The sequence below is a fragment of the Enterococcus sp. DIV2379 genome, from assembly GCF_050542965.1.
Lineage (GTDB): Bacteria > Bacillota > Bacilli > Lactobacillales > Enterococcaceae > Enterococcus_D > Enterococcus_D entomosocium.
The window spans coordinates 2080025-2101465 of the sequence record NZ_CP172938.1 but is presented as its reverse complement, the minus strand read 5'-3'; the positions used below and the strand labels follow the sequence as shown (position 1 = coordinate 2101465).

At 41.9% G+C, this 21441-nt stretch carries 19 protein-coding genes; 15 read left to right on the top strand and 4 right to left on the bottom strand.

Annotation, left to right across the window (positions count from 1 at the left end; all coding sequences use genetic code 11):
- The first annotated feature begins 11 nt into the window (after positions 1–11).
- The 5 genes from lgt to IGI92_RS09695 all read left to right on the top strand — a co-directional run bounded on the left by lgt (position 12) and on the right by IGI92_RS09695 (position 4162).
- Positions 12–842, top strand: a complete 831-nt coding sequence (gene lgt / locus IGI92_RS09715) for a prolipoprotein diacylglyceryl transferase (protein WP_005235390.1) — start codon at positions 12–14, stop codon at positions 840–842.
- A gap of 75 nt (positions 843–917) precedes the next feature.
- Positions 918–1946, top strand: coding sequence for an NAD(P)H-dependent glycerol-3-phosphate dehydrogenase (locus IGI92_RS09710; protein ID WP_008378474.1), 1029 nt, complete (start codon positions 918–920; stop codon positions 1944–1946).
- A gap of 17 nt (positions 1947–1963) precedes the next feature.
- Positions 1964–2881 carry a UTP--glucose-1-phosphate uridylyltransferase GalU gene (gene galU, locus IGI92_RS09705; RefSeq protein ID WP_008378473.1) on the top strand — a complete coding sequence of 306 codons (918 nt, stop codon included), beginning with the start codon at positions 1964–1966 and terminating at the stop codon, positions 2879–2881.
- Positions 2882–3041: 160 nt separating this feature from the next.
- The gene (locus tag IGI92_RS09700) at positions 3042–3467 is read left to right on the top strand and encodes a DUF948 domain-containing protein (RefSeq protein WP_005235398.1); all 426 of its coding nucleotides are present in this window, start codon (positions 3042–3044) and stop codon (positions 3465–3467) included.
- A 14-nt stretch (positions 3468–3481) separates the two neighbouring features.
- Positions 3482–4162: a YtxH domain-containing protein gene (locus tag IGI92_RS09695; protein WP_005235400.1), complete on the top strand. Its 681-nt coding sequence runs from the start codon at positions 3482–3484 to the stop codon at positions 4160–4162.
- A gap of 82 nt (positions 4163–4244) precedes the next feature.
- Here IGI92_RS09695 and IGI92_RS09690 read toward each other — a convergent pair whose 3' ends face one another.
- Both IGI92_RS09690 and IGI92_RS09685 read right to left on the bottom strand, forming a co-directional pair.
- The gene (locus tag IGI92_RS09690) at positions 4245–5123 is read right to left on the bottom strand and encodes an NAD-dependent epimerase/dehydratase family protein (protein WP_086299372.1); all 879 of its coding nucleotides are present in this window, start codon (positions 5121–5123) and stop codon (positions 4245–4247) included.
- A gap of 54 nt (positions 5124–5177) precedes the next feature.
- Positions 5178–6278, bottom strand: a complete 1101-nt coding sequence (locus IGI92_RS09685) for a M24 family metallopeptidase (protein ID WP_008378471.1) — start codon at positions 6276–6278, stop codon at positions 5178–5180.
- A 194-nt stretch (positions 6279–6472) separates the two neighbouring features.
- On the opposite strand from IGI92_RS09685, the gene ccpA reads away from it, so the two are divergent.
- Positions 6473–7471 (top strand): catabolite control protein A, encoded by a 999-nt coding sequence (gene ccpA, locus IGI92_RS09680; protein ID WP_008378470.1) that lies wholly within the window; start codon positions 6473–6475, stop codon positions 7469–7471.
- 142 nt (positions 7472–7613) lie between these two features.
- Here the strand turns inward: ccpA and IGI92_RS09675 are convergent, their stop codons facing one another.
- Positions 7614–10052 (bottom strand): transglycosylase domain-containing protein, encoded by a 2439-nt coding sequence (locus IGI92_RS09675; protein WP_016612234.1) that lies wholly within the window; start codon positions 10050–10052, stop codon positions 7614–7616.
- Between the two features lie 262 nt (positions 10053–10314).
- On the opposite strand from IGI92_RS09675, the gene tyrS reads away from it, so the two are divergent.
- The 4 genes from tyrS (at position 10315) to IGI92_RS09655 (ending at position 13972) form a co-directional block, all read left to right on the top strand.
- Complete coding sequence (gene tyrS, locus IGI92_RS09670; RefSeq protein WP_087663992.1) at positions 10315–11577, top strand: tyrosine--tRNA ligase; 1263 nt, start codon at positions 10315–10317, stop codon at positions 11575–11577.
- A gap of 70 nt (positions 11578–11647) precedes the next feature.
- Entirely contained in the window at positions 11648–12559 is a 912-nt protein-coding gene (locus tag IGI92_RS09665; protein WP_016612232.1) for an AEC family transporter, read from the top strand.
- An 88-nt stretch (positions 12560–12647) separates the two neighbouring features.
- Positions 12648–13541, top strand: a complete 894-nt coding sequence (locus IGI92_RS09660; RefSeq protein ID WP_008378462.1) for a deoxyribonuclease IV — start codon at positions 12648–12650, stop codon at positions 13539–13541.
- 44 nt (positions 13542–13585) lie between these two features.
- Positions 13586–13972: a cytidine deaminase family protein gene (locus IGI92_RS09655; protein ID WP_034872565.1), complete on the top strand. Its 387-nt coding sequence runs from the start codon at positions 13586–13588 to the stop codon at positions 13970–13972.
- 140 nt (positions 13973–14112) lie between these two features.
- Here IGI92_RS09655 and IGI92_RS09650 read toward each other — a convergent pair whose 3' ends face one another.
- Positions 14113–14730 carry an FMN-dependent NADH-azoreductase gene (locus IGI92_RS09650; RefSeq protein WP_005225804.1) on the bottom strand — a complete coding sequence of 206 codons (618 nt, stop codon included), beginning with the start codon at positions 14728–14730 and terminating at the stop codon, positions 14113–14115.
- A gap of 162 nt (positions 14731–14892) precedes the next feature.
- On the opposite strand from IGI92_RS09650, the gene IGI92_RS09645 reads away from it, so the two are divergent.
- The 5 genes from IGI92_RS09645 (at position 14893) to IGI92_RS09625 (ending at position 21336) form a co-directional block, all read left to right on the top strand.
- A complete protein-coding gene (locus IGI92_RS09645; RefSeq protein ID WP_301387675.1) occupies positions 14893–15588 on the top strand; it encodes a response regulator transcription factor in 696 nt (231 codons plus the stop codon).
- Positions 15585–16532, top strand: coding sequence for a sensor histidine kinase (locus tag IGI92_RS09640; RefSeq protein WP_301387677.1), 948 nt, complete (start codon positions 15585–15587; stop codon positions 16530–16532). Before IGI92_RS09645 ends, IGI92_RS09640 begins: the two co-directional genes overlap by 4 nt.
- 89 nt (positions 16533–16621) lie before the next feature.
- The gene (locus IGI92_RS09635; RefSeq protein WP_008378452.1) at positions 16622–17398 is read left to right on the top strand and encodes an ABC transporter ATP-binding protein; all 777 of its coding nucleotides are present in this window, start codon (positions 16622–16624) and stop codon (positions 17396–17398) included.
- Positions 17370–19439, top strand: a complete 2070-nt coding sequence (locus IGI92_RS09630; protein WP_430606839.1) for an ABC transporter permease — start codon at positions 17370–17372, stop codon at positions 19437–19439. Before IGI92_RS09635 ends, IGI92_RS09630 begins: the two co-directional genes overlap by 29 nt.
- 265 nt (positions 19440–19704) lie before the next feature.
- The gene (locus IGI92_RS09625) at positions 19705–21336 is read left to right on the top strand and encodes an LPXTG cell wall anchor domain-containing protein (RefSeq protein WP_301387681.1); all 1632 of its coding nucleotides are present in this window, start codon (positions 19705–19707) and stop codon (positions 21334–21336) included.
- The last annotated feature ends 105 nt before the right edge of the window (positions 21337–21441 follow it).

The window sequence follows — 21441 nt, the reverse complement described above, 5'->3', positions numbered from 1 at the left end:
GGATAAGATAGATGTTAGGTTTAGTAAATCGAGTCGCATTTGAATTATTTGGTTTGCCGATTTATTGGTATGCGATCATTATCGTATCAGGCGTGATCATTGCTATGTGGTTAAGTACGAGAGAGGCGGTTCGTGTCGGGCTCAAGCCAGATGATGTGACTGATTTTATGTTGATTGGATTGCCAGTATCGATCATTGGTGCGCGGCTTTATTATATTCTATTTGACTTGCAATACTACATTGATGACCCGAGTCAAATTTTCAATATTCGGTCTGGTGGGATCGCTATCTACGGTGCATTGATTGCCGGGGGGATTTGGCTGTACTTTTTCTGCCAACGAAATTTTATTTCTCCCTGGACCTTTTTAGATATCGCTGCACCAAGTGTCCTATTGGCACAAGGCATCGGGCGTTGGGGCAACTTCATGAATCATGAAGCATTTGGAGCCGAAGTCAGCCGCTCCTTCTTAGAAAGTTTGTATATACCGAAATTTATTATCGATAATATGTATATCGACGAAGCGTATCGGCAGCCGACGTTTCTTTATGAATCGGTTTGGAATGTGATCGGATTTATCGTTTTGATTTTCTTGCGCAAGAAAACTGGGTTATTAAAAGAAGGCGAAGTTTTCTTGAGCTACTTAATTTGGTATGGGTTCGGACGCTTCTTTATTGAAGGAATGCGCACCGATAGTTTATACTTATTTGGGGATATCCGTGTGTCACAAGCACTTTCCGCTTTATTATTCTTTGGAGCGATTGGGCTATTGATCTGGCGTCGGAAAAACCAAACTTTAAAAGACTACAATCGCAGCTTTGGCAAAAACCAAACGATTATCTAAACAGTTATTTTATCGAAATTATGGTAAAATGATAAAGTGCATGAATTTGCGAAAAGGATAGAGGAGGTTTCCATAGTGAAACAGAAAATCGCCGTTTTAGGTCCCGGATCATGGGGGACTGCTTTGGCACAAGTCTTGTCTGAAAACGGACATGAAGTGACTATTTGGGGCAACAATCCCGCCCAAATCGATGAAATCAATACGTATCATACCAATCGGCATTATTTGCCTGATTTGAAATTACCTGAAAATATTTTAGGCTGCAAAAATCTAGAAGAGGCGATCCAAGGGGCAGATGCTGTCTTGTTTGTAGTACCAACCAAAGCGATTCGTGCCGTGGCACAAGAATTCACTAAGAAGACAACCGGTAAACCAGTCATCATCCATGCCTCAAAAGGATTAGAACAAGGCAGTCATAAACGAATCTCAGAAGTACTTGCCGAAGAGATCCCAGCAGATAAACGGCAAGAAATCGTTGTCCTGTCAGGACCATCACATGCCGAAGAAGTCGCTGTCCATGATATTACCACGATCACGGCAGCTTCAGAAAATGAATCGGCTGCTAAATATGTACAAGAGCTATTTATGAATGATTACTTTAGAATCTACACCAATAACGATGTGATCGGTGTCGAAACTGGCGCCGCGCTGAAAAACATCATCGCTATTGGTGCCGGAGCGATTGCTGGACTGGGCTTTGGGGATGATGCGAAGGCTGCGATCATGACCCGTGGGTTAGCAGAAATCAGTCGTCTCGGTGTGGCAATGGGTGCAAATCCATTAACCTTTATCGGATTGAGTGGTGTTGGCGATTTGATCGTCACGTGTACCAGTGTCCATTCGCGGAATTGGCGTGCCGGAAACCTATTAGGAAAAGGCCATAGCTTAGACGAAGTGTTAGACAATATGGGCATGATCGTTGAAGGAGTTTCAACCACCAAAGCTGCCCGCGAATTAGCAGAAGCTTTGTCAGTGGAAATGCCAATCACAGAAACGATTTATTCGGTCTTGTATGAAGGCAAAGACATCAAGCAAGCAGCTAAAGATATTATGCTGCGAGACGGCAAAGAAGAAAACGAATTTACGGTAGATCAATCATTATGATTAAAGGAGCGAGTCACATGAATGTCAAAAAAGCAGTTATCCCAGCAGCCGGTCTAGGTACCCGATTTTTACCAGCTACAAAGGCAATGGCAAAGGAAATGTTGCCGATCGTTGACAAACCAACGATCCAATTTATCGTGGAAGAAGCTTTACAATCAGGGATCGAAGATATTTTGATCGTAACAGGAAAAGCAAAGCGTCCGATCGAAGACCATTTCGATGCCAATTTAGAATTAGAGATGAATCTAAAAGAAAAAGGCAAGACAGAGCTTTTGAAATTAGTGGAAGAAACAACTGACGTAAATCTGCATTTCATTCGCCAATCTCATCCGAAAGGATTAGGCCATGCCGTATTACAGGCTCGGGCATTTGTCGGAAATGAACCGTTTGTAGTCATGCTAGGTGATGACTTGATGGAAGATCAAGTGCCATTGACGAAACAGCTGATCGATAATTATGAAAAAACGCATGCATCAACGATCGCTGTCATGGATGTTCCTCATGAAGATACATCAAAATACGGAATCATTGATCCTGGTATGGAAGTTGAAAAAGGTTTGTTCAATGTCAAAAACTTTGTTGAAAAACCAGCGCCAGAAAATGCGCCAAGTGATTTAGCAATTATTGGTCGCTACTTGCTGACCCCTGAAATTTTTGATATTTTAGCCAATCAGGAACCTGGTGCTGGCGGCGAGATCCAATTGACGGATGCCATCGACACATTAAACAAAACCCAACGCGTGTTTGCTCATCAATTTACCGGCAAGCGTTACGATGTAGGAGACAAATTTGGTTTCTTAAAAACAAGTATTGAGTATGGTTTAGTACACCCTGAAGTCAAGGACAACTTGAAAGAGTATTTGATCGAGTTAGGAAAAGAACTAGCTCCGGCTCAAAAAGAAGTCAAAGAAGCACCGAAAGAGTCAAAAAAATAACAAAAACTCCTAAACAAGGCAATTTCTGATGAAATTGCTTTGTTTTTTTATTATTTCCTGTTGAAAGCGGATAATTTTCTTAAAAATGCAGTCTTTTATTTGTAGAAAGTGCAGTGAAATGCTATTCTTAATATAAGTAAATGGGGAAAGGAGCCATTCTATGTCAGGAGGAGAACTAGCTGCATTGATTGCTGCGATCGCATTTGTCGTATTGGTCATTTTCGTCGTTCGTTTGTTGATGCAAGTCAGCAAGACAATGACCAAAGTAGACAAAACGGTCGAAGAAGCAAACACAACCATCCGTGTCATTACCAAAGACGTTGATATTCTTTCAAAAGAGGTTGAAGGTCTTTTGGTAAAAACGAATGAGCTTTTACAAGATGTGAACGGAAAAGTCGCAACCATCGATCCTTTGTTCACAGCAGTTGCAGATCTAAGTACCAGTGTTTCAGAACTAAATGTTTCTGGAAAAAATTTAATTACGCGCGTGGGTAGTCTTGGCCGGACCACTGCCAAAGCAACGGTAGCTGGAAAAGTCGGTCAAACAGCCATGAAATTTTTCAAAGACAAAAATAACCAAAAATAAAAGGAGGACTTTCAATGAGTAAAAAAGGCGGATTTTTATTAGGAGCAATCATCGGAGGAACAGCGGCAGCAGCAGCAGCACTTTTGTTGGCGCCAGAATCTGGTAAAACATTAAGAAATAAATTAGCAAAACAAGCAGACGATTTATTAGATAAAGCATCTGATTATGGTGATTTAGCCAAAGAAAGAAGTACGGATCTTGTCGATATCGCTAAAGATAAAGCAGCAAAATTAAGCGAGCAAGCATCTGACTTTACCGGTTCTTTAACAGCGAAAGTCGATGACTTAAAAGAAACAGCAGCTGGTTCATCAGAAGAAACCGTTGAAGAGTTAAAGAAACAAGCAGGTGATCTATCAGAACGCTTCAAAAAATCAGCAAGCGATGTGAAAGAAACAGCGAAAGATGCCAAAGAAGATGCAGATGATACAGTCCAAGATATCATCATTGATGCAAAATCTTCTGCAGCGGATATGAAACAAACCGTCAAAGAAGGGGCACAAGAAGCAAAACCTGTAGTTGAAGAAGCCAAAAAAGACGGTCAAGCAGCCGCAGCTGATTTGAAAAAAGAAGCTGGAAAAGCAGCGGATGATGCCAAAAAAACAGCGAAAGCAGAAACAAAAGAAGCTAAAGCTGACTTGGAAGATGCAAAAGAAGAATTAAAAGATACATTAGAAAAAAACAATCCTGAAGCATAAGCAAGGATACAAAATTTGATTACTTTAAAAGATAAAAACGTTCGCCAGTTAAATCGGCGAACGTTTTTTGTGACTTCAGTAGCTATTCGTTTGATGCTTGGGTGATTTCCCAATCGCAAAGTTGATAGATCCAATCCCGCAGTTGACTGAATGGAAACCCAATTCCCTCAGCGAGAGCAACGTTGATCGAATAAACAGGTGTACCATTGTAAGGGCCTTGATCACCTGTTTCTGAAAAGAGAGGGGAAAGACCGGTTTTTTCCGTTACGTATTGCAGCACTTCTTCTAAAGAAATCGTGCCTTTTGACGCACCGTTGATGGGTCCTGTGAAAGAGCTGGTACCTAAAAACGCTAAAAATTGGCCAGCTTCTTGGGCATCCACAAAGCCCATTTGATGCGTTAGATTATCGACAGCCATTGGCTTTTGCTTTATCAGATGGTCGATGTAAAAGGCAAAACGTTTTGTATAATCATCTGCACCGATCACGTAAGGAAAGCGGACAAAAACGGACGGAATCTGACTGTAGTTTTGGGTAAGAATCTCTTCAACGGTTCGTTTGCCTTCAGCATAATTGACTTCCTCAGAGCAGACAATTTTGACCGCTTCTTTGGCAGGGTCAAAATCCGTTTCTTTCAAATCGAAGTGCAGTTCATGATAGGCAGACATCGAACTAGTGACAATGTAGCGTTTGGGTGTGACATGACGCAGTAGAATCTCAATGTCGTTGGAAGTATAAGCAATATTGTCGTAAATAACATCATAGGTTTCTTGTGTCAACGTCGTTTTGATACTTTCTTCATCCGTGCGATCAAAGACAAGTCGGTTGACTTGATCGCCAAAAGAATCAGTCGTCTTCCCTCTGGTAGCGATCGTGACATCACAGCCTTGATCCACTAAAGATTGGACCAAATATTTACCGAAAAAACGCGTGCCGCCTAAAACTAACACTTTTTTACTCATAAGAACACTCCTTTTCATGTAATTACAACATATTGCGCCGTTTCATTAAAAGAATCAAGATAAAATCAACAATTCTTTTTTTGTTTTGGTAAATGGTACACAGCCATCTGCAGTGACATAGATGCAATCTTCAATACGAACACCGACTTGATCTGGCAAATAAATCCCTGGTTCGATAGAGAAGCACATGCCTTCTTCAATCACTAAATCATTGCCAGTGATCAAAGAGGGGAACTCATGAACCGTGGTCCCGATGCCATGACCTAAACGATGGTTGAAGTAGTCGCCATAGCCATAACCCGTAATCACATCACGAGCGATCTTGTCTAATTCTCCAGCGGTGATCCCAGGTTTGACCGCTGCTTGAGCCGCTAGTTCTGCTTCAAGAACGATGTCATAAATTTTTCTTTGTAATGCAGTCGGTTCTTTATAGGCAACCGTTCTGGTTGCATCGCTGCAATACCCTTTCCAGATGACTCCTAAATCAAATAAGACGAGTTCATTAGCAGTCACTTTGCGATCCCCAGGTACGCCATGAGGACTTGCTGCATTGGCACCAGCTAATACGGTCGTATCGAAGGACATATGGGAAACCCCACGTTTTTTCAACTCGTACTCAATTTCTGCCACGATTTCCATTTCGCTAACGCCTTCTTTGATGGCAGCAAACCCAACCTCAAAAGCAACATCTGCCCAGTTGCCAGCTTCTAGTAAGGTGTCAATCTCAGACGCGGTTTTTGTTAATTGCATTTTTTGAATCACCGGGGTCACATCTAAAGAAAAATCGGTTTTTGGCAAGAACCGTTTCAATGCTTCATAGCGCTCGACGGAAAGGTCATTTTTTTCTAATGCCAAGGAAGAAACCTCGTAACGAGAGGTCAATTCTTGGCAGATTTTCGCCCAAGGGTCTTCACTATCGAGATAACCGATAATGTCAAAGGGCCAGCCGCTATTTTTTGCTTCTTCTACTTCCAGAGCTGGTGTGAAAAGAAAGGGATCTTTTCCAGGTGCGACGAACAAAGCAAGGACCCGTTCATGAGGTTCACTTTTAAAACCAGAAAAATAAGCGATCGTTGCTGGATTAGAAATATAGGTAACATCGGCGCCATTGGTTTTCAACCAGGCATTTAACTCATTGATTTTTTTATCATTCATTTGATAAAACCTTCTTTCAAGTATTCTTTTTCTATTTTATCATGCTTTCGAAGAGAATAGGGGAGGGGAAAGTAGGAAATTGCTAAGTTTTCATGAAAACAAAATTAAAACGGTTGCAAATCCAGAAAAAATTTGCTATCCTAACAAAGAAATGTAAATAAGATTTTCTGAAAATAGAATAAGGGAGATATATCATGGAAAAACAAACAATTACGATTTATGATGTTGCACGGGAAGCGAATGTATCGATGGCAACTGTTTCGCGGGTAGTCAACGGAAATCCAAATGTAAAACCAGCAACTCGTAAGAAAGTGCTGGAAGTGATCGACCGCTTGGATTATCGTCCAAACGCAGTTGCTCGAGGGTTGGCAAGTAAAAAGACCACAACTGTTGGTGTTATCATTCCTGATGTCAGCAATATGTTCTTCTCATCACTTGCTCGTGGGATCGATGATGTAGCGACCATGTATAAATACAATATCATCTTAGCCAACTCTGATGGCGATACGATGAAAGAAGTCAACGTATTGAACAACTTGTTAGCAAAACAAGTGGACGGCGTTATCTTCATGGGTCATCGCATCACGGATGAAATTCGCGGGGAATTCTCTCGCTCAAAAACACCAGTCGTTTTAGCTGGTTCGATCGATCCTGATGAACAAGTAGGAAGTGTCAATATCGATTACACAGCAGCTGCCAAAGATGCTGTTTCATTATTGGCGAAAAACAATCAAAAAATCGCTTTTGTCAGCGGTGCTTTGATCGATCCAATCAATGGCCAAAACCGCTTGAAAGGCTATAAAGAAGCCTTGAAAGAAAACAACCTTGACTATTCTGAAGGGTTGATCTTTGAATCACCATACAGCTTTAAAGAAGGCTTAGCATTAGTTGATCGCATCATCAACAGTGGTGCAACAGCAGCTTATGTTACAGACGATGAGTTAGCCATCGGCGTCTTAGATGGTTTGTTAGACAAAGGCGTTAAAGTTCCTGAGGATTTCGAGATCATCACCAGCAACAACTCATTATTGGCTGAAGCAGCTCGTCCACGCTTATCAAGTGTGACGCAACCATTGTATGATATGGGTGCCGTTGCGATGCGTCTATTAACTAAAATGATGAACAAAGAAGATGTAGAACAAAAAACGATCGTCTTGCCTTACGGTATTTCAGAAAAAAGCTCTACGAAATAAGCAGCGATTTAATAAAAAGACTAGTGGAGCAACGCTTTGTTGTTCCACTTTTTGCTTCAACGATCGTTCGTGTGGGTAGAAAATCTATGGATTTTCTACCCACACTTTTTTTGTATAAAAAAACTGATCAGCACAAGGCTGATCAGTCATCATCATCATTTGTATTAGGTTGGTTATTTTCTTGCTCGTCCTCGTCGTCATCATTTGCAGTAGGTGTAACATTGTTGGATGCGTTATTCGATGATGTATTCGACGAACGATTTGTTGAACGGCTAGAAGATGCTTTTTTCCAATAGTCAGCATAGTTTGCATCTGAACCACCGAGTCCAAATTTGAAATCGACCGTATCTGGTCCGCCAGTTGCCCAATAAGAAGTAACGGTACTACTTGGATTCGTATAGGTTCGATTATCGACTCGCACGGTTCCTCCTGGTTGGGTACCAGTAAACTTGGAAACTTGAGCTTTTTTGACATCACTAGAAAGTTCAAACTTCTGATTTACACCAAAGACTTCTTGGTTTGTTTGATAGATACGATTGATCAAGTAAGCCATGTAATTGGCTGTCCGAGTTCCTGCTGCACTATCGGTAGCTTTATTGTCATCCCGCCCTGACCAGCTGCTGATTGTGATCGATGGGGTGGAAACGACTAGCCAAGAGTCAGACCAATTATTGGTAGACCCAGTTTTACCGACCCAATCGGCATTCCCGAGGTTCCAATCTAATCCGCTGATAACCGATTTAAAGGAACTGGTTTTTTGCTCATCGATAACACTACGCATCATGTCGGTCATAATGGAAGCTGTCGCTTCAGAAAAGACTTGGACCGGTTTGGCTTCATGCTGATAAAGCACTTCGCCTTCATTATCCTTGATTGATTCGATGATGTAGCCTTGCTGATAGACACCGTTATTGGCAAATGTTTGGAAGCCATTTGTTTGATTCAACACTGTGACATCGGTAACCCCTAATGGCGCTGATTCATATGCCCAGCTGTTATCTTCAGGATAGCCCATTTTGCTCAAATAATTTGAATAGGCATAAAAATGATCGCCTTCTTTTTCCCACAGATCTTGGAAAATATTTGTCGCTGCGATATTACTGGAAACTTCCAATGATTCGCGAATCGACATAAAAGTATTGGTTCCACGGTTTGTGGCATTGACGATCGGCTCACCGGCGTTTTCTCCTGTCCGCCATTTTGCGGCATAATCAGAAACCATTGATTCAGAGCCCATCAAGCCACTTTCGATCGCCGGTCCGTAAACCAGCATTGGTTTGATACTTGAACCTGCTTGGCGTTTAGCATCAAAGGCATGGTTGAATTGATTGTCAGCATAGTTACGACCACCAATAAAGCCTAATACTTTCCCGGTGGCATTGTCCATCATGACGTTGCCGACTTCGATGGTGGAGTCGCCCCAGTTGTCTAACATATAGCCGTATTTATCGACGGCATCTTGCATTGCATTATAAATATCTTTATCGATCGTTGATGTGACGGTATAGCCACCATTAACCAGTTTTTGCTGCGCCAATTCGAAGTATTTTTGGTAGGTTTCGTCTTTGGCATATTCTTCGTCACTGACATCATCTTCATCTGCCAGCTGTTTGGCAATTATGTCTTTTGCTTCATTTAACACAGTGTAATAAAGGAAGCTTTGATCCGTTTGTTCAATGGCTTCTTGTTTTTTGAAGTCTTGCTTCAAGTCATAATTAAGCGCCTCTTCGTATTCTTCTTTCGTAATATCGTGGTTACGATACATACTGAAGAGCACGAAGTCTTTCCGCTCTAAGCCAGCGGTCAAGTTTTCCTTGATCTCGCCCGTATTTGTATAAGGGCTGTAGACGATCGGGCTTTGTGGCAGACCCGCAATAAAGGCTGCTTGCGGTAAAGACAGGTCAGCTGCGTTAACGCCAAAAATTCCTTGCGCCGCTTCTTGCACACCTGCGATATTTTGCCCTTTATTGTTCCGGCCAAAAGGGGAGATGTTTAGATACATGGTGACGATCTCATCTTTATCGAAAAATTTCTCCACTTCCATGGCTAATAAAATCTCATTGGCTTTGCGTTTGAAGGTCGTTTCACTGGAAAGGATTTGTTGTTTCACCAGCTGCTGGGTCAAAGTGGAACCCCCGCTGCCGCCAAAGCCTGTCGCTTCGGATAATAACGCCCGCACGACTGCTTTTGGTACGACGCCATTATGAATATTAAAATATTCGTCCTCTGTTGCGATGATCGCTTTTTTCAAGTAGTCTGAAATTTGATCGGAATTAACCGACGTTCGCATCAGATCTGAGCGAATCGTTGCGATTTTACTACCATCAGCGTATGCGAGTTGAGAAGTCTCTGTGATGTCGGTCAGTTCTTTCTGCAACTCATCTTTAGAAGGAGCTGCGGTATCTTCCACAAGAAAAGCAAAGTAGCCGGCACCGATCCCTAAAGCTAAAGAACCGCCTAGCACCAGTAAAGAAATAGCCACTAAGAACAAGGCATGTAAAACCCTAAGACTGATATTGAAATAGAACCAGCCTCTATTTTTGTTTTCTGTATTCTTTTGATTTTTCGTTTTCTGGGACAAAAAGAGTCACCTCAATAAATTAGAATAGATTCCGTGTAATTATAGCAAAAAACAAGGCGCTTGGGTAGCACCCTATCTGTTATCGAAAGAAGTGTGCGAGAAAATGCCAGTTGGTATTTGTATTGAACCAGCGATAATAAGGGAAAACGAACAGATTTGCCTAAAAGTTTCTTTTTTGGTAAAGGACTTTGAGAGAAAGACTTTTCATTGCCCTCTTTTTCAGTTAAGATGAACAATGAAGCAATTATTAGGAGGAGAAAGAATGAGTACAGACTTTTTTGAAGAACTAAAGCAACGCGGATTAGTTCATCAGACCACAGACGAAGCAGCCTTGACCAAACAATTAAATGAAGAGTCTGTGAAACTATATATCGGCTTTGATCCTACCGCAGATAGCCTGCATATTGGTCATTTATTGCCTATTTTGATGTTGCGCCGTTTCCAACAAAACGGACATGTGCCGATCGCATTAGTTGGTGGCGGTACAGGAATGATCGGTGACCCATCCTTTAAAGATCAAGAACGTCAATTAAACACATTAGATACCGTTTTGGAATGGTCACAAAGTATCAAAAGCCAATTATCTCGCTTTATTGATTTTGATGACCAAGAAAATCCTGCCATCATTGCCAATAACTATGAATGGTTAGGGGAATTGAAACTGATCGATTTCTTACGGGACACGGGGAAAAACTTTACCATCAACTACATGATGAGCAAAGAAAGTGTCAAACGTCGGATCGAAACAGGAATTTCCTACACCGAATTTGCATACCAGCTTTTACAAGCCTATGACTTTTTGAACCTTTACGACAACCACGGTTGCTTGTTGCAATTAGGTGGTAGCGATCAATGGGGGAATATCACCTCTGGAATCGAATTATTGCGTCGTGAGCGTGAAGTCCAAGGGTTCGGTTTGACTATGCCATTGATCACAAAAGCAGATGGAACGAAATTTGGGAAAACAGAAGGCAATGCGGTTTGGCTAGATGCCAAGAAAACAACGCCTTACGAGTTCTACCAATTCTGGATCAATACGGATGATCGTGATGCAGTCAAATTCTTGAAATATTTCACCTTCTTATCATTAGAAGAAATCGCTGCGATCGAAGCTGAATTTAACGCTGCACCAGAATCTCGAGCAGCACAAAAAGCTTTGGCAAAAGAAGTCACTACTTTGGTTCATGGGGCAGAGGCTTATGAACAAGCCGTACGCATCTCAGCAAGTTTATTCAGCGGCAATATCAAAGAATTGAACGCTGAAGAGATCGAACAAGGCTTTAAAGGGGTTCCTAGTCATCAGGTAACAGCGGATGATTCTTTGAACATCGTTGAAGTGTTGACGACTGCTAAAATCGAACCATCAAAACGTCAAGCAAGAGAAGACGTACAAAATGGGGCCATCTACATCAATGGGGAACGCGTCCAAGCCCTAACGTACGAGATCCAAGCAAGTGATCGGATCGGTGGAAAATACGTCGTGATTCGTCGTGGCAAGAAAAAATATTTCTTATTAACATTTTAATCGCAAAAAGCGAACCGACCTGTTGGTTCGCTTTTTTTCAAATTTTTGTAGAGGAAGGGTCTTTGTTGGAATGGGAAATATAGTGTTGAATGCCGCCGGCTTATTTGCCATGATCTTCTTAGGGTATTTTCTTAAACGGCTAAATGTCCTTTCAAAAGCGGATGGCTCGATCTTATCCAAAATTATTTTGAATGTGACGTTACCGGCAGCAATCATTTTGAATTTAGCTTCAATGCAAGTACAAGTCAGTGCGCTTAGTTTGATTGTGATCGCTTTGATCATTACGATCGTCCAGATCCTCTTCGCATTTTTCTTGACCAAAAAAGAATCGAACACGCTGCAACAGTTTGCTATGTACTGCGGGTCAGGCTTTAATATCGGCAATTTTGCAATTCCTTTTGCCCAAAGTTTTTATCCTTTAGGGATTCCACTGATTTCGCTGTTTGATATGGGGAACAGTATCATGTTGGCAGGGGGAACGACGATTTTCATCGAGTTCTTGATTGGAAAGCGGACGACGTTTGAACCAGGAAAAATCTTTTTGAATCTCCTGCGCTCGCCAACATTTACCATTTATCTAGTGATGCTGATTATCCGCAGTGCGGATTGGAGGATTCCCGAGTCAGCCTTGGCGCTCGTTCAGCCAATCGGGATCGCAAATACGTTTCTGTCCATGTTTATGATTGGCTTATTTTTGGATTTCCGCTTACCGAAGCACACTACGCCAACGGTAATCAAAATTTTAAGCTTACGCTACGGACTGGCTTTCGTGCTGTTCGCGGCTTTCTATGTTTTACCGATCCCAGTTTTATTAAAACCAGTACTTTGTTTGTTAGTGTTTGCTCCGATCCCTTTATTTGGGGTCATTAATTCCGTGATTGCTGGGATGGAGGAAGAGGCGGTGGGATTTGTTTCTTCCATTAGCTTTTTGATAAGTATGCCGCTAATGACGGGTGTCCTGATGTTATTTGGACTCGCTTGATAAAAAAATACGGCAATGAGCAAAATAATCGCTTTACAAGGTGCTTTTATCGATAATAGAGAAGACTAGATTTAGGAGGAAAAGAAAAATGTTGATTGGTTCACACGTTTCAATGAGCGGCAAAAAAATGCTTTTAGGAGCAGCAGAAGAGGCGGCTAGCTATCAAGCTACTACGTTTATGATCTATACCGGAGCTCCGCAAAACACGCGGCGCAAACCGATCGAAGAGATGCAGATCGCAGCTGGACAAGATTTTATGACGGAAAAGGGAATTTCGAATATCGTTGTCCATGCCCCTTACATCATTAATTTAGGTAATACCATCAAACCAGAAAACTTTGGCTTTGCCGTTTCGTTCTTACAAGAAGAAATCCAACGAGCCCAAGCTTTAGGTGCAACTCAAATCACGTTGCACCCCGGTGCCCATGTCGGTGCAGGACCCGAAGCTGGGATCAAGCAGATCATTAAAGGCTTGAACGAGGTCCTTGAAAAAAATCAAACCGCCCAGATCGCATTAGAAACAATGGCAGGTAAAGGCACCGAGATTGGTCGCAGCTTTGAAGAATTGGCAGCAATTATCGATGGCGTTACCTTAAATGAAAAATTATCCGTTACACTAGATACTTGTCACACGAATGATGCCGGCTACAATGTCAAAGAAGACTTTGACGGCGTCTTAAACGAGTTTGACAAAATCATCGGATTGGATCGCTTGAAGGTCATCCATGTCAATGATTCAAAAAATCCACAGGGCAGCCACAAAGACCGACATGCGAACATTGGTTTTGGCACGATCGGCTTTGAAGCCTTGAATAAGATCGTTCATCATGAGCAATTATCAGCGTTACCGAAAATTTTGGAAACACCGTATGTCGGCGAAGACAAAAAGAACAAAAAAGCTCCTTATGGCTATGAAATCGCGATGCTGCGGGAAAAGAACTTTGATCCTGAGCTATTAACAAAAATCATGGCGGGTGCTTAAACGGTTCATTTAACTATGAACCAGCTTATTTTGGAGGAAGAAAAATGGACTTTCAGTTGCTGATCGATGCCGCGAAACAAAAACTGGGATTCAGACAGCTCTCTCAATTTGCAGAAGCAGGGAGTGTCGCGGCAGCTCTGGCTACTGCAGATGGACAGATTTATACAGGGATCTGTATCGATACCAGCTGTTCCATGGGTTTTTGCGCCGAACAAGCTGCGGCTGCGCAAATGATCACCGATGGGCAGCAGCGGGTGTTACAGATGGTTGCAATCAATTCGGCAGGTGAGCCGATCCCACCTTGTGGTCGTTGCCGTGAATTCATCAGCCAGCTGGATCCTGCCAACCACAACACGCAGGTCATGATCGCAGCAGGAAAAATCATGACGATAGAAGAGCTGTTGCCTTTTGATTGGAAAGCATCAAAATAAAAAGAGATTTAGCCCCTTAGACCGCTCTGTTCTAAGGGGCATCTTTGTTTTATCGATCCAATGGACGATCAACATGTTTAGATAAAAAAACTCCTCAACCAGCAATAGTGCTTTGTTGAGGAGTTGATCGATAGCAATGATTAGAATTTTTTCGCAGCTGCTGCTACGCGTTCTAAACCTTCAGCAATGATTTCTGCTGTTTTAGAAGGATCTGCATTGTGACCTTCGATGATTACTTCTTCTGTGATGTTCATGCCGAACATACCACCGAAAACTTTTTCCATAAAGGTTACAGCGTTTTCCATTGCGCTCATTTCGCCTGAGTAAACACCACCACGGGCATTCAGTAGAACGATTTCTTTGTCTTTCAACAATTGGTTCATTGAACCATCTTCGTTATAAGAGAAAGTAAAGCCAGCTTGGAAGATATAGTCGATGAATGTGTGCAAAGCTGCTGGGATCGTTAGGTTCCACATTGGGAAAGCGAAAACGATGGTATCTGCTGCTGCGAATTTGTTCATCACATCTTGACGGACAGTCATCAATTCTTGTTCTTCTTGGTTTAATTCTTGTTCTTGTGAAAGTTTGCCAAATGCTTCAAATAACGTTTGACCGATATAAGGCATTGGTTGTGCGTACACATCAAAGGTTACAACGTCCACATTGTTCGTATCAAGATTTTCAACGAACGTATCAAACATTTTTGCAGATACTCCATCAGGACGGTTATTGGCTTTAACAACTAAAATATTTTTCATTTTTTTCCACCTTTACTTTAAGTAAGTTTTAATCACAAAACGTAGTATACTATAAAATAATTTTGCTTACAATAAATAAGTGTACTTTTTTTAAAAAAGCTGGAATTTTGCAGTATTTTTCACGTAGTTTTGGTAAACTTTAGAGAAAACAGGAGGGGTTCTATGAAAATATTCGTGGTCGAAGATGACAAATCGTTAGTCAAAATGATGGAAAATCAATTATCCCGCTATGCGTATCAAACCTTTGTTCCGGAAAATTTCGCTGCGGTTTTAGCTGAATTCTTGATGATCCAACCTGATTTGGTTTTGTTAGATGTCAATCTGCCTTATTATGATGGGTTTTATTGGTGCCAAAAAATCAGGGAACATTCATTGGTTCCAATTCTCTTCATCTCCGCACGTGACGGCAATATGGACCAAGTGATGGCATTAGAATACGGTGCTGATGATTATCTGGTCAAACCTTTTTCTTATGACTTGCTGCTGGCTAAAGTGAAGAGCCATATTCGCAGAGTCTATGGGAATTATGCACAGTCTGATCGGGCGAGAAGCTTGAAAGCTGGCGAATTGACCTATTATCCGGAAGCGTTGAAGATGGTCTATCGTGAAGCCAGTGAATGGCTGACTGTTCGAGAAGGAGAATTATTGACCCTTTTAATGTCAGCGCACCCAGAAATGGTCAAACGGGAACGGATTTTAAATCTATTATGGGATGATGAGCGTTTCGTTGATGACAATACGCTTTCTGTCAATGTTGGCCGTTTGCGAAAAAAATTGGCGGCAATGGGCATCAATGATCCGATCCAAACGATTCGCGGCAAGGGTTACGCCTTATCGGTAGTAGGTACAGAAGAATGAGAGCATATGTAAGTGTTCATTTAACTAAACTACTCGTTACCTTCCTAGCCATTTCATTGTTCGTTTTAGTGATTTGGTTGGATGGCTATCGAAATAACCTCGTGATTGGTTATGGTCTGCTTCTATTCGGGCTATTCATTGTTCTTGTTTATTTGGCAGATTACCTTTCCAATACTGCGTTTTATCATTATATCAAGCATGGAAGAGCGACACACCGAAGCAATGGCTACCTTTCCAGGCAATGGCGCAAGCAGTTCGATGCACAAGAGCAGCATGAGCAAGAGCGGCTGACAGAATTAGATCAGCACCATCAAAATCATATTCGTTTCATGAATATCTGGGTTCATCAAATGAAAACACCTGTCTCAGTTTTGGCGCTAATGGCTGAAAGTGAAGAAGTCGATAGCTATGATCTTTTGGCTGAAACAGATCGCTTAAAAAGTGGCTTAGTGACTGCGCTGAATTTTGTGCGCTTGGAAGATTTCACGGAGGACTTCGTTATCGAGTCAGCCTCACTGTTGGAATTGTTAAAACACAGTATCGGTGACCAGAAGCGGAATTTTATTCGCAGTGAAGTCTATCCGAAGCTGATGAGTGAAGCAGATATCACGGTGACAACAGACAAAAAATGGCTAGGTATTCTGCTCTTTCAACTCATTAGCAACGCCATTAAGTACTCAACAGCAGAGAGCAAAGTCTATTTTGAAATTGATCCGTTTTCTAGAAGCTTGACGATCGCAGATGAAGGATGCGGGATTGCAGCAGCGGATCTCCCGCGGGTTTTTCGCCCCTTTTATACAGGGCAGAATGGGCGGCAAACAGGAGAGGCAACTGGGATCGGTCTTTATTTAGTTGAAACGATCAGTACGCAATTAGATATCGATGTGTCGCTTGCCTCTATGGAGAATCAAGGCACGACGGTTACCCTAACATTTCGGAGGTGAAGGCTTTCTTACAATTTTGTAAGCTTTCTATCATGAAATCGATAACTGATTGCGGTGCCGCCTGCTAAACTGGTAGCAAAGGAGTGAAGATGATGGCTTTACTAGAATTGAAAAATGTATCGAAAACCTATACAGGGGAAGTGTCTGTTGAGGTTTTACAGCAAATCGATCTCAAAGTGCCAGAAGGAGAATTTATCAGCATTATGGGTCCATCTGGCAGTGGCAAGACCACCATGCTGAATTTGGTGGCAACATTGGATAAACCGACTTCAGGTTCGGTGATCATCAAGGGCGAGCAGCCCCTAGAATTATCTAAGCAAAAACTCGCGGAGTTTCGTCGTCGGCAACTAGGTTTTGTTTTTCAAAACTACAATTTACTTTCGCCATTGAGCGTGCTTGAGAATGTGATTTTACCACTGACATTGGATCGGGTGCCGGTTCTTGAGATGAAAGAACGTTCGGAACAGCTATTACGTGAGCTTGGGATCTATGAGAAAAAAGACAAACGCATCTATCAGCTTTCCGGTGGAGAGCAGCAGAGAGTTGCGATTGCTAGAGCTTTGATCCATCAACCGGAATTGCTTTTAGCAGATGAACCGACGGGCAATCTTGATTCAAAGGCAGCACGAGATGTCATGGAAATACTAAGTCAGATGAACAAGCAACTTAAGGTCACCACCATGATGGTCACCCATGATCCTTATTCTGCCAGCTTTTCTGATCGGGTCGTTTTCATCAAAGATGGAAAGCTGTATAACGAAGTCTATCGCGGGGCTGATCAACAGCAATTTTATCAAAAAATTCTTGAAGTCCTAGCACATTTAGGAGGTCGCCGTCATGAATTTCAGACAGTTGATCATTCGTAATCTGCGGGGGAATTTTCGAACCTATGCGGCCTACTTCGTCAGTAGCGCCTTTGCGGCGATGGTGTTTTATATCTTTAGTCTTTTGCTCTTTCATCCGCAATTGGAAGAAAATTTGTCCAATAGCGGTACACTTTCAGAATTGGCGAAGGTCGGTCTATCCGTCGCACTTGTGGTGATCGCTTTACTGTCGCTGTTGTTTTTATGGTATACATTTGTGGTCTTTTTAAAACGACGCAAACGTGATCTGGCAATCTACTTGATTTTGGGGATCGAAGAAAAAGATCTGCGAAAGATTTTGTTTGTCGAAAATGCCCTTTTAGGAACCTGTGCCACAGTGACCGGTATTGGGTTAGGGATTTTATTGACGAAATTATTGCTGCTGATTGCGCAAAATGTCATGTATCTAACAGAAGGACTGAAATTTATGGTTCCTATGGAAGGTTTAGGATTGACCTTTGGGATTTATGTTTTTATTTTTCTCTTGATCTCCTTTTTCAGTACTCGGGCTTTGCAAGGAGAGCAGATCATCTCCTTGATCAAGGAAAATGAAAAACCGCGTCCTGAGCCAAAAAGTCATTGGGCATTGGCTTTTTCAGGAATTGTGCTGTTACTAATTGGCTATGGATTGGTCTTTTATTTTAGCTTCCAAACGTACTCAATGCTGCCACTTATGCTAGGAGTCTTGTTGACTGTTGCAGGCACGATTTTGTCATTCCATCAGTTCAGCGTATTTCTGTTGAAACGATTAAAGAAACGGTCGACCTTCTTACGGGGCACTCGGATGTTGACTATCAGCGAATGGATCTTTCGCATGCGAGACAATGCGGCGATGTATAGTCTGATCGCTATTAGTACCTCCGTGGCATTCGTTGGGATTTCCGTGATGTTGGCAATCGGCAGCTCTTCTTTTTCTTCGATCCAAGGAATCAGTGTAGCCTATGTGTTTCCGTGGTCTGGGCCAGAAGACCTCAATCATACCGAGGGAAAAGTAAACGAAATTAAAACTGCTATAGAAGAAAAAGGGTATGCGCCTGTAACGGATAGTGTTTCCTTACTATGGGCATATGCGAATCTTGATGAATCTGCAGTTACGAATGATTCATTCTATACGACGAATGGCTTTTCAATTATGCGAGAAAGCGACTATCAGAAAATGATGAAACAAATTGGTGAGGAAGCTGATTCTGTTGCAGATAATCAAATAATGACACTTAGTGCTAATTATTCACGTCGAAAACAGCTTCTAGAAGTCCCTGAGAACGAACGTACAAGTATCTATCCAATCGAATTGGGATCAGAGACCGGTATAAAAAAAGATGTTACGATTGTCCACAGTCCCTCAATGCTTTCTCTAAATTACTTTGGACTGTCAGTTGTGACAGATAAAACCTTTGAGGAGTGGCAAGCCCTCTTGCAAAAATCCGCCGACGATATGGAATCTGGTTTTATTTGGTTAGACTATCCAGAATGGGCTGAAACACCTGAATTGGTATTTGATTTCAATGGGAATTTAGATAAAGAAAATGCCTTGATCGATCAGCAATACGAAGAGCTCAGTCAGGAGTTTGAAGCCAAAGGTGACTATACGGATGAAGAGTGGGCAGAAGCAGCAAAAGACATTCCGATGCGTACGTCTTATACCTCGAAATACCAAGTTTTCCAAGAAAATCGTCAAGGAAATGGCATCATCTTAATGATCACGGTATTACTGGGTTCGGTTTTCTTTATTTTCTCCGCTTCAATTATCTATTTCCGTTTATTTGCAGATTTAGATAAAGATGGGGCGTACCACCGTTCCTTGCATATCTTAGGTGTGTCGCCGAAGGAGCGTCACAAAGTTCTGCGACGCCAACTGCAAGTGATGTACTTCTTGCCAACAGTCGTGGCAATGACCGCTTTGCGTATTTTAGTAGAATTGCCTGTATGGCAATACTATGGTGTGATTGTTAGTCTCTTTTTGATTTTCCAAATCGTTTTTTACTTTGTTTGTCAGTATCGGTACTTGCAGCAAATTGATAGGATCGCCGATCCTACAGAGTAATTTATTCTTCAAGCCAAATCTCTTTCAGTTTGTACTGATTGGGATTTGGCTTTTTATTAGCTAGTTTGTCTAAATTTCTATCCATGAAGCCTTTTAATTGTGCAAATCATTGAAAAGCAGATAAAATTAAGTAACGCTCATTTTGTCAAACAAACGAAGAGACACTTTTAGAACACGACAACTGTCAGATGCAAAATTCATTTCGAGTACAGTGAAGGCTGCGGTCGATGGATTTAGGGAAGCACTTATTTGAGGGAGGAGACCAATGATCACACGACTTGGAAAAGCATTTGCAGTCTTACTGTTGCTGATTCCTTTATTTGCTGGTATCCGGATTGTTTATGGGGAAACCGATGTGGGTGCCAACCTGATCACAAATGTATCGATCGTTAATAGCCGCAACGAGGTCATCACAAGTATTGAAAAGGATGATTCCTTCAAAATAGATATGACCTGGAGTTTGGAGGATTTAGGAGATTTAAAAGCCGGTGACAAAGCGACTGTCACCTTGCCAGTTGAGATTGAAGGCGTCAATAATACGTATGCTTTATACGATGAAAATAACAACTTAGTGGTCAATGTTACCCAAGTTGGCAATCAGCTGACCTTTGTTTTCACGGAATTTGTCGAACAAAATACCAATGTACACGGGGACTTTTATTTTTGGACAAAGTTCAGCGATGAAGTGACAGAGAACCAAATCAACAACATCAACTTCGAAACAGTAAATGGAACGCAATCGGTGCCTATTTTTATTCAAGCAGTGGATGATACAGGGGAGGGAGCCTTACTCACCAAACAAGGACTGTATTTAGGTACGCAAGAACCCAAACGGATTATTGATTGGCGTGTGTACATCAACTCGTTTGATACAAATCAAGTGACGATCAAAGATGGAACGTTTATTGATATTTTAGGTCCCCATCAGACACTCATCAGTACGACTGCCCGAGTGGTTTACGGCCCCAGCGTTTCCAACCCAACGTATGTTGAGCAAGTACCGATCGTTTTAAATAGTGATGGCTCCTTTGAAATTCCTTTGCGGGATACGGAGGAACGGATCTACATTACCTACAAAACAGAAACGGATGGTTCATTGGAACAATATACCAATCGGGGCATCCTTGATGCCGTGGTCAATGATGTGCCAAGAACAAGCAGTATTACTGGCTATACGCCACGCTATGGTGGCGGTGGTGGCGGAACCGGTGAACCAGGGGAGTCCAGCAGCACGGAACCAAGTAGTGAAAGCAGTACAAGTAGTAGCACGGAACCAAGTAGTGAAAGCAGCACCAGTAGCAGCACGGAACCAAGTAGCGAAAGCAGTACAAGTAGTAGCACGGAACCAAGTAGTGAAAGCAGCACCAGTAGCAGCACGGAACCAAGTAGCGAAAGCAGTACAAGTAGTAGCACGGAACCAAGTAGTGAAAGCAGCACTAGTAGTACTACGGAACCAAGTAGTGAAAGTAGCACTAGCAGTAGCACGGAACCAAGTAGTGAGAGCAGCACCAGTAGTAGCACGCAACCAAGTAGCACCAGCAGCACTAGTAGTACTACGGAACAAAGTAGTGAAAGCAGTACAAGTAGTATCACGGAACCAAGTAGTGAAAGCAGCACCAGTAGTACAACCGAACCAAGTAGTGGAAGTAGTACTAGTAGTATGAGTGGTATTTTTGAACAAACTTCGAACAGTAGTGGAGGGGGCGTGCCGCTTTATTCGTCCAGCAAAAATAGTCAAGAAACAGAAACATCCAAAGGAAAAAATTCGAATAGAAAGCAATACTTGCCCCAAACAAATGATGTTGCCAATAATTGGATGACTGCATTGGGTATATTGTTAATAGGGTTAGTCATCGTGATTAAGTGGCGGTCTCCATCCATTGGGATAAAAAAGTAAAATAATCCTCAGTTACTACTAGTTAATGTTAAATCGAAATAAATTAAAATAGTAATTGAAGGAAAAAAAGCCGCTGAAAACACTCTTGTTTTCAGCGACTTTTTT

What these genes read in the sequence shown, in the direction of transcription:
- lgt (WP_005235390.1), top strand. Translation starts at nt 12, where the DNA reads ATGTTAGGTTTAGTAAATCGAGTCGCATTTGAATTATTTGGTTTGCCG.
- galU (WP_008378473.1), top strand. Translation starts at nt 1,964, where the DNA reads ATGAATGTCAAAAAAGCAGTTATCCCAGCAGCCGGTCTAGGTACCCGA.
- IGI92_RS09700 (WP_005235398.1), top strand. Translation starts at nt 3,042, where the DNA reads ATGTCAGGAGGAGAACTAGCTGCATTGATTGCTGCGATCGCATTTGTC.
- IGI92_RS09695 (WP_005235400.1), top strand. Translation starts at nt 3,482, where the DNA reads ATGAGTAAAAAAGGCGGATTTTTATTAGGAGCAATCATCGGAGGAACA.
- IGI92_RS09690 (WP_086299372.1), bottom strand. Translation starts at nt 5,123, where the DNA reads ATGAGTAAAAAAGTGTTAGTTTTAGGCGGCACGCGTTTTTTCGGTAAA.
- IGI92_RS09685 (WP_008378471.1), bottom strand. Translation starts at nt 6,278, where the DNA reads ATGAATGATAAAAAAATCAATGAGTTAAATGCCTGGTTGAAAACCAAT.
- ccpA (WP_008378470.1), top strand. Translation starts at nt 6,473, where the DNA reads ATGGAAAAACAAACAATTACGATTTATGATGTTGCACGGGAAGCGAAT.
- tyrS (WP_087663992.1), top strand. Translation starts at nt 10,315, where the DNA reads ATGAGTACAGACTTTTTTGAAGAACTAAAGCAACGCGGATTAGTTCAT.
- IGI92_RS09665 (WP_016612232.1), top strand. Translation starts at nt 11,648, where the DNA reads ATGGGAAATATAGTGTTGAATGCCGCCGGCTTATTTGCCATGATCTTC.
- IGI92_RS09660 (WP_008378462.1), top strand. Translation starts at nt 12,648, where the DNA reads ATGTTGATTGGTTCACACGTTTCAATGAGCGGCAAAAAAATGCTTTTA.
- IGI92_RS09655 (WP_034872565.1), top strand. Translation starts at nt 13,586, where the DNA reads ATGGACTTTCAGTTGCTGATCGATGCCGCGAAACAAAAACTGGGATTC.
- IGI92_RS09650 (WP_005225804.1), bottom strand. Translation starts at nt 14,730, where the DNA reads ATGAAAAATATTTTAGTTGTTAAAGCCAATAACCGTCCTGATGGAGTA.
- IGI92_RS09645 (WP_301387675.1), top strand. Translation starts at nt 14,893, where the DNA reads ATGAAAATATTCGTGGTCGAAGATGACAAATCGTTAGTCAAAATGATG.
- IGI92_RS09640 (WP_301387677.1), top strand. Translation starts at nt 15,585, where the DNA reads ATGAGAGCATATGTAAGTGTTCATTTAACTAAACTACTCGTTACCTTC.
- IGI92_RS09635 (WP_008378452.1), top strand. Translation starts at nt 16,622, where the DNA reads ATGATGGCTTTACTAGAATTGAAAAATGTATCGAAAACCTATACAGGG.
- IGI92_RS09630 (WP_430606839.1), top strand. Translation starts at nt 17,370, where the DNA reads ATGAATTTCAGACAGTTGATCATTCGTAATCTGCGGGGGAATTTTCGA.
- IGI92_RS09625 (WP_301387681.1), top strand. Translation starts at nt 19,705, where the DNA reads ATGATCACACGACTTGGAAAAGCATTTGCAGTCTTACTGTTGCTGATT.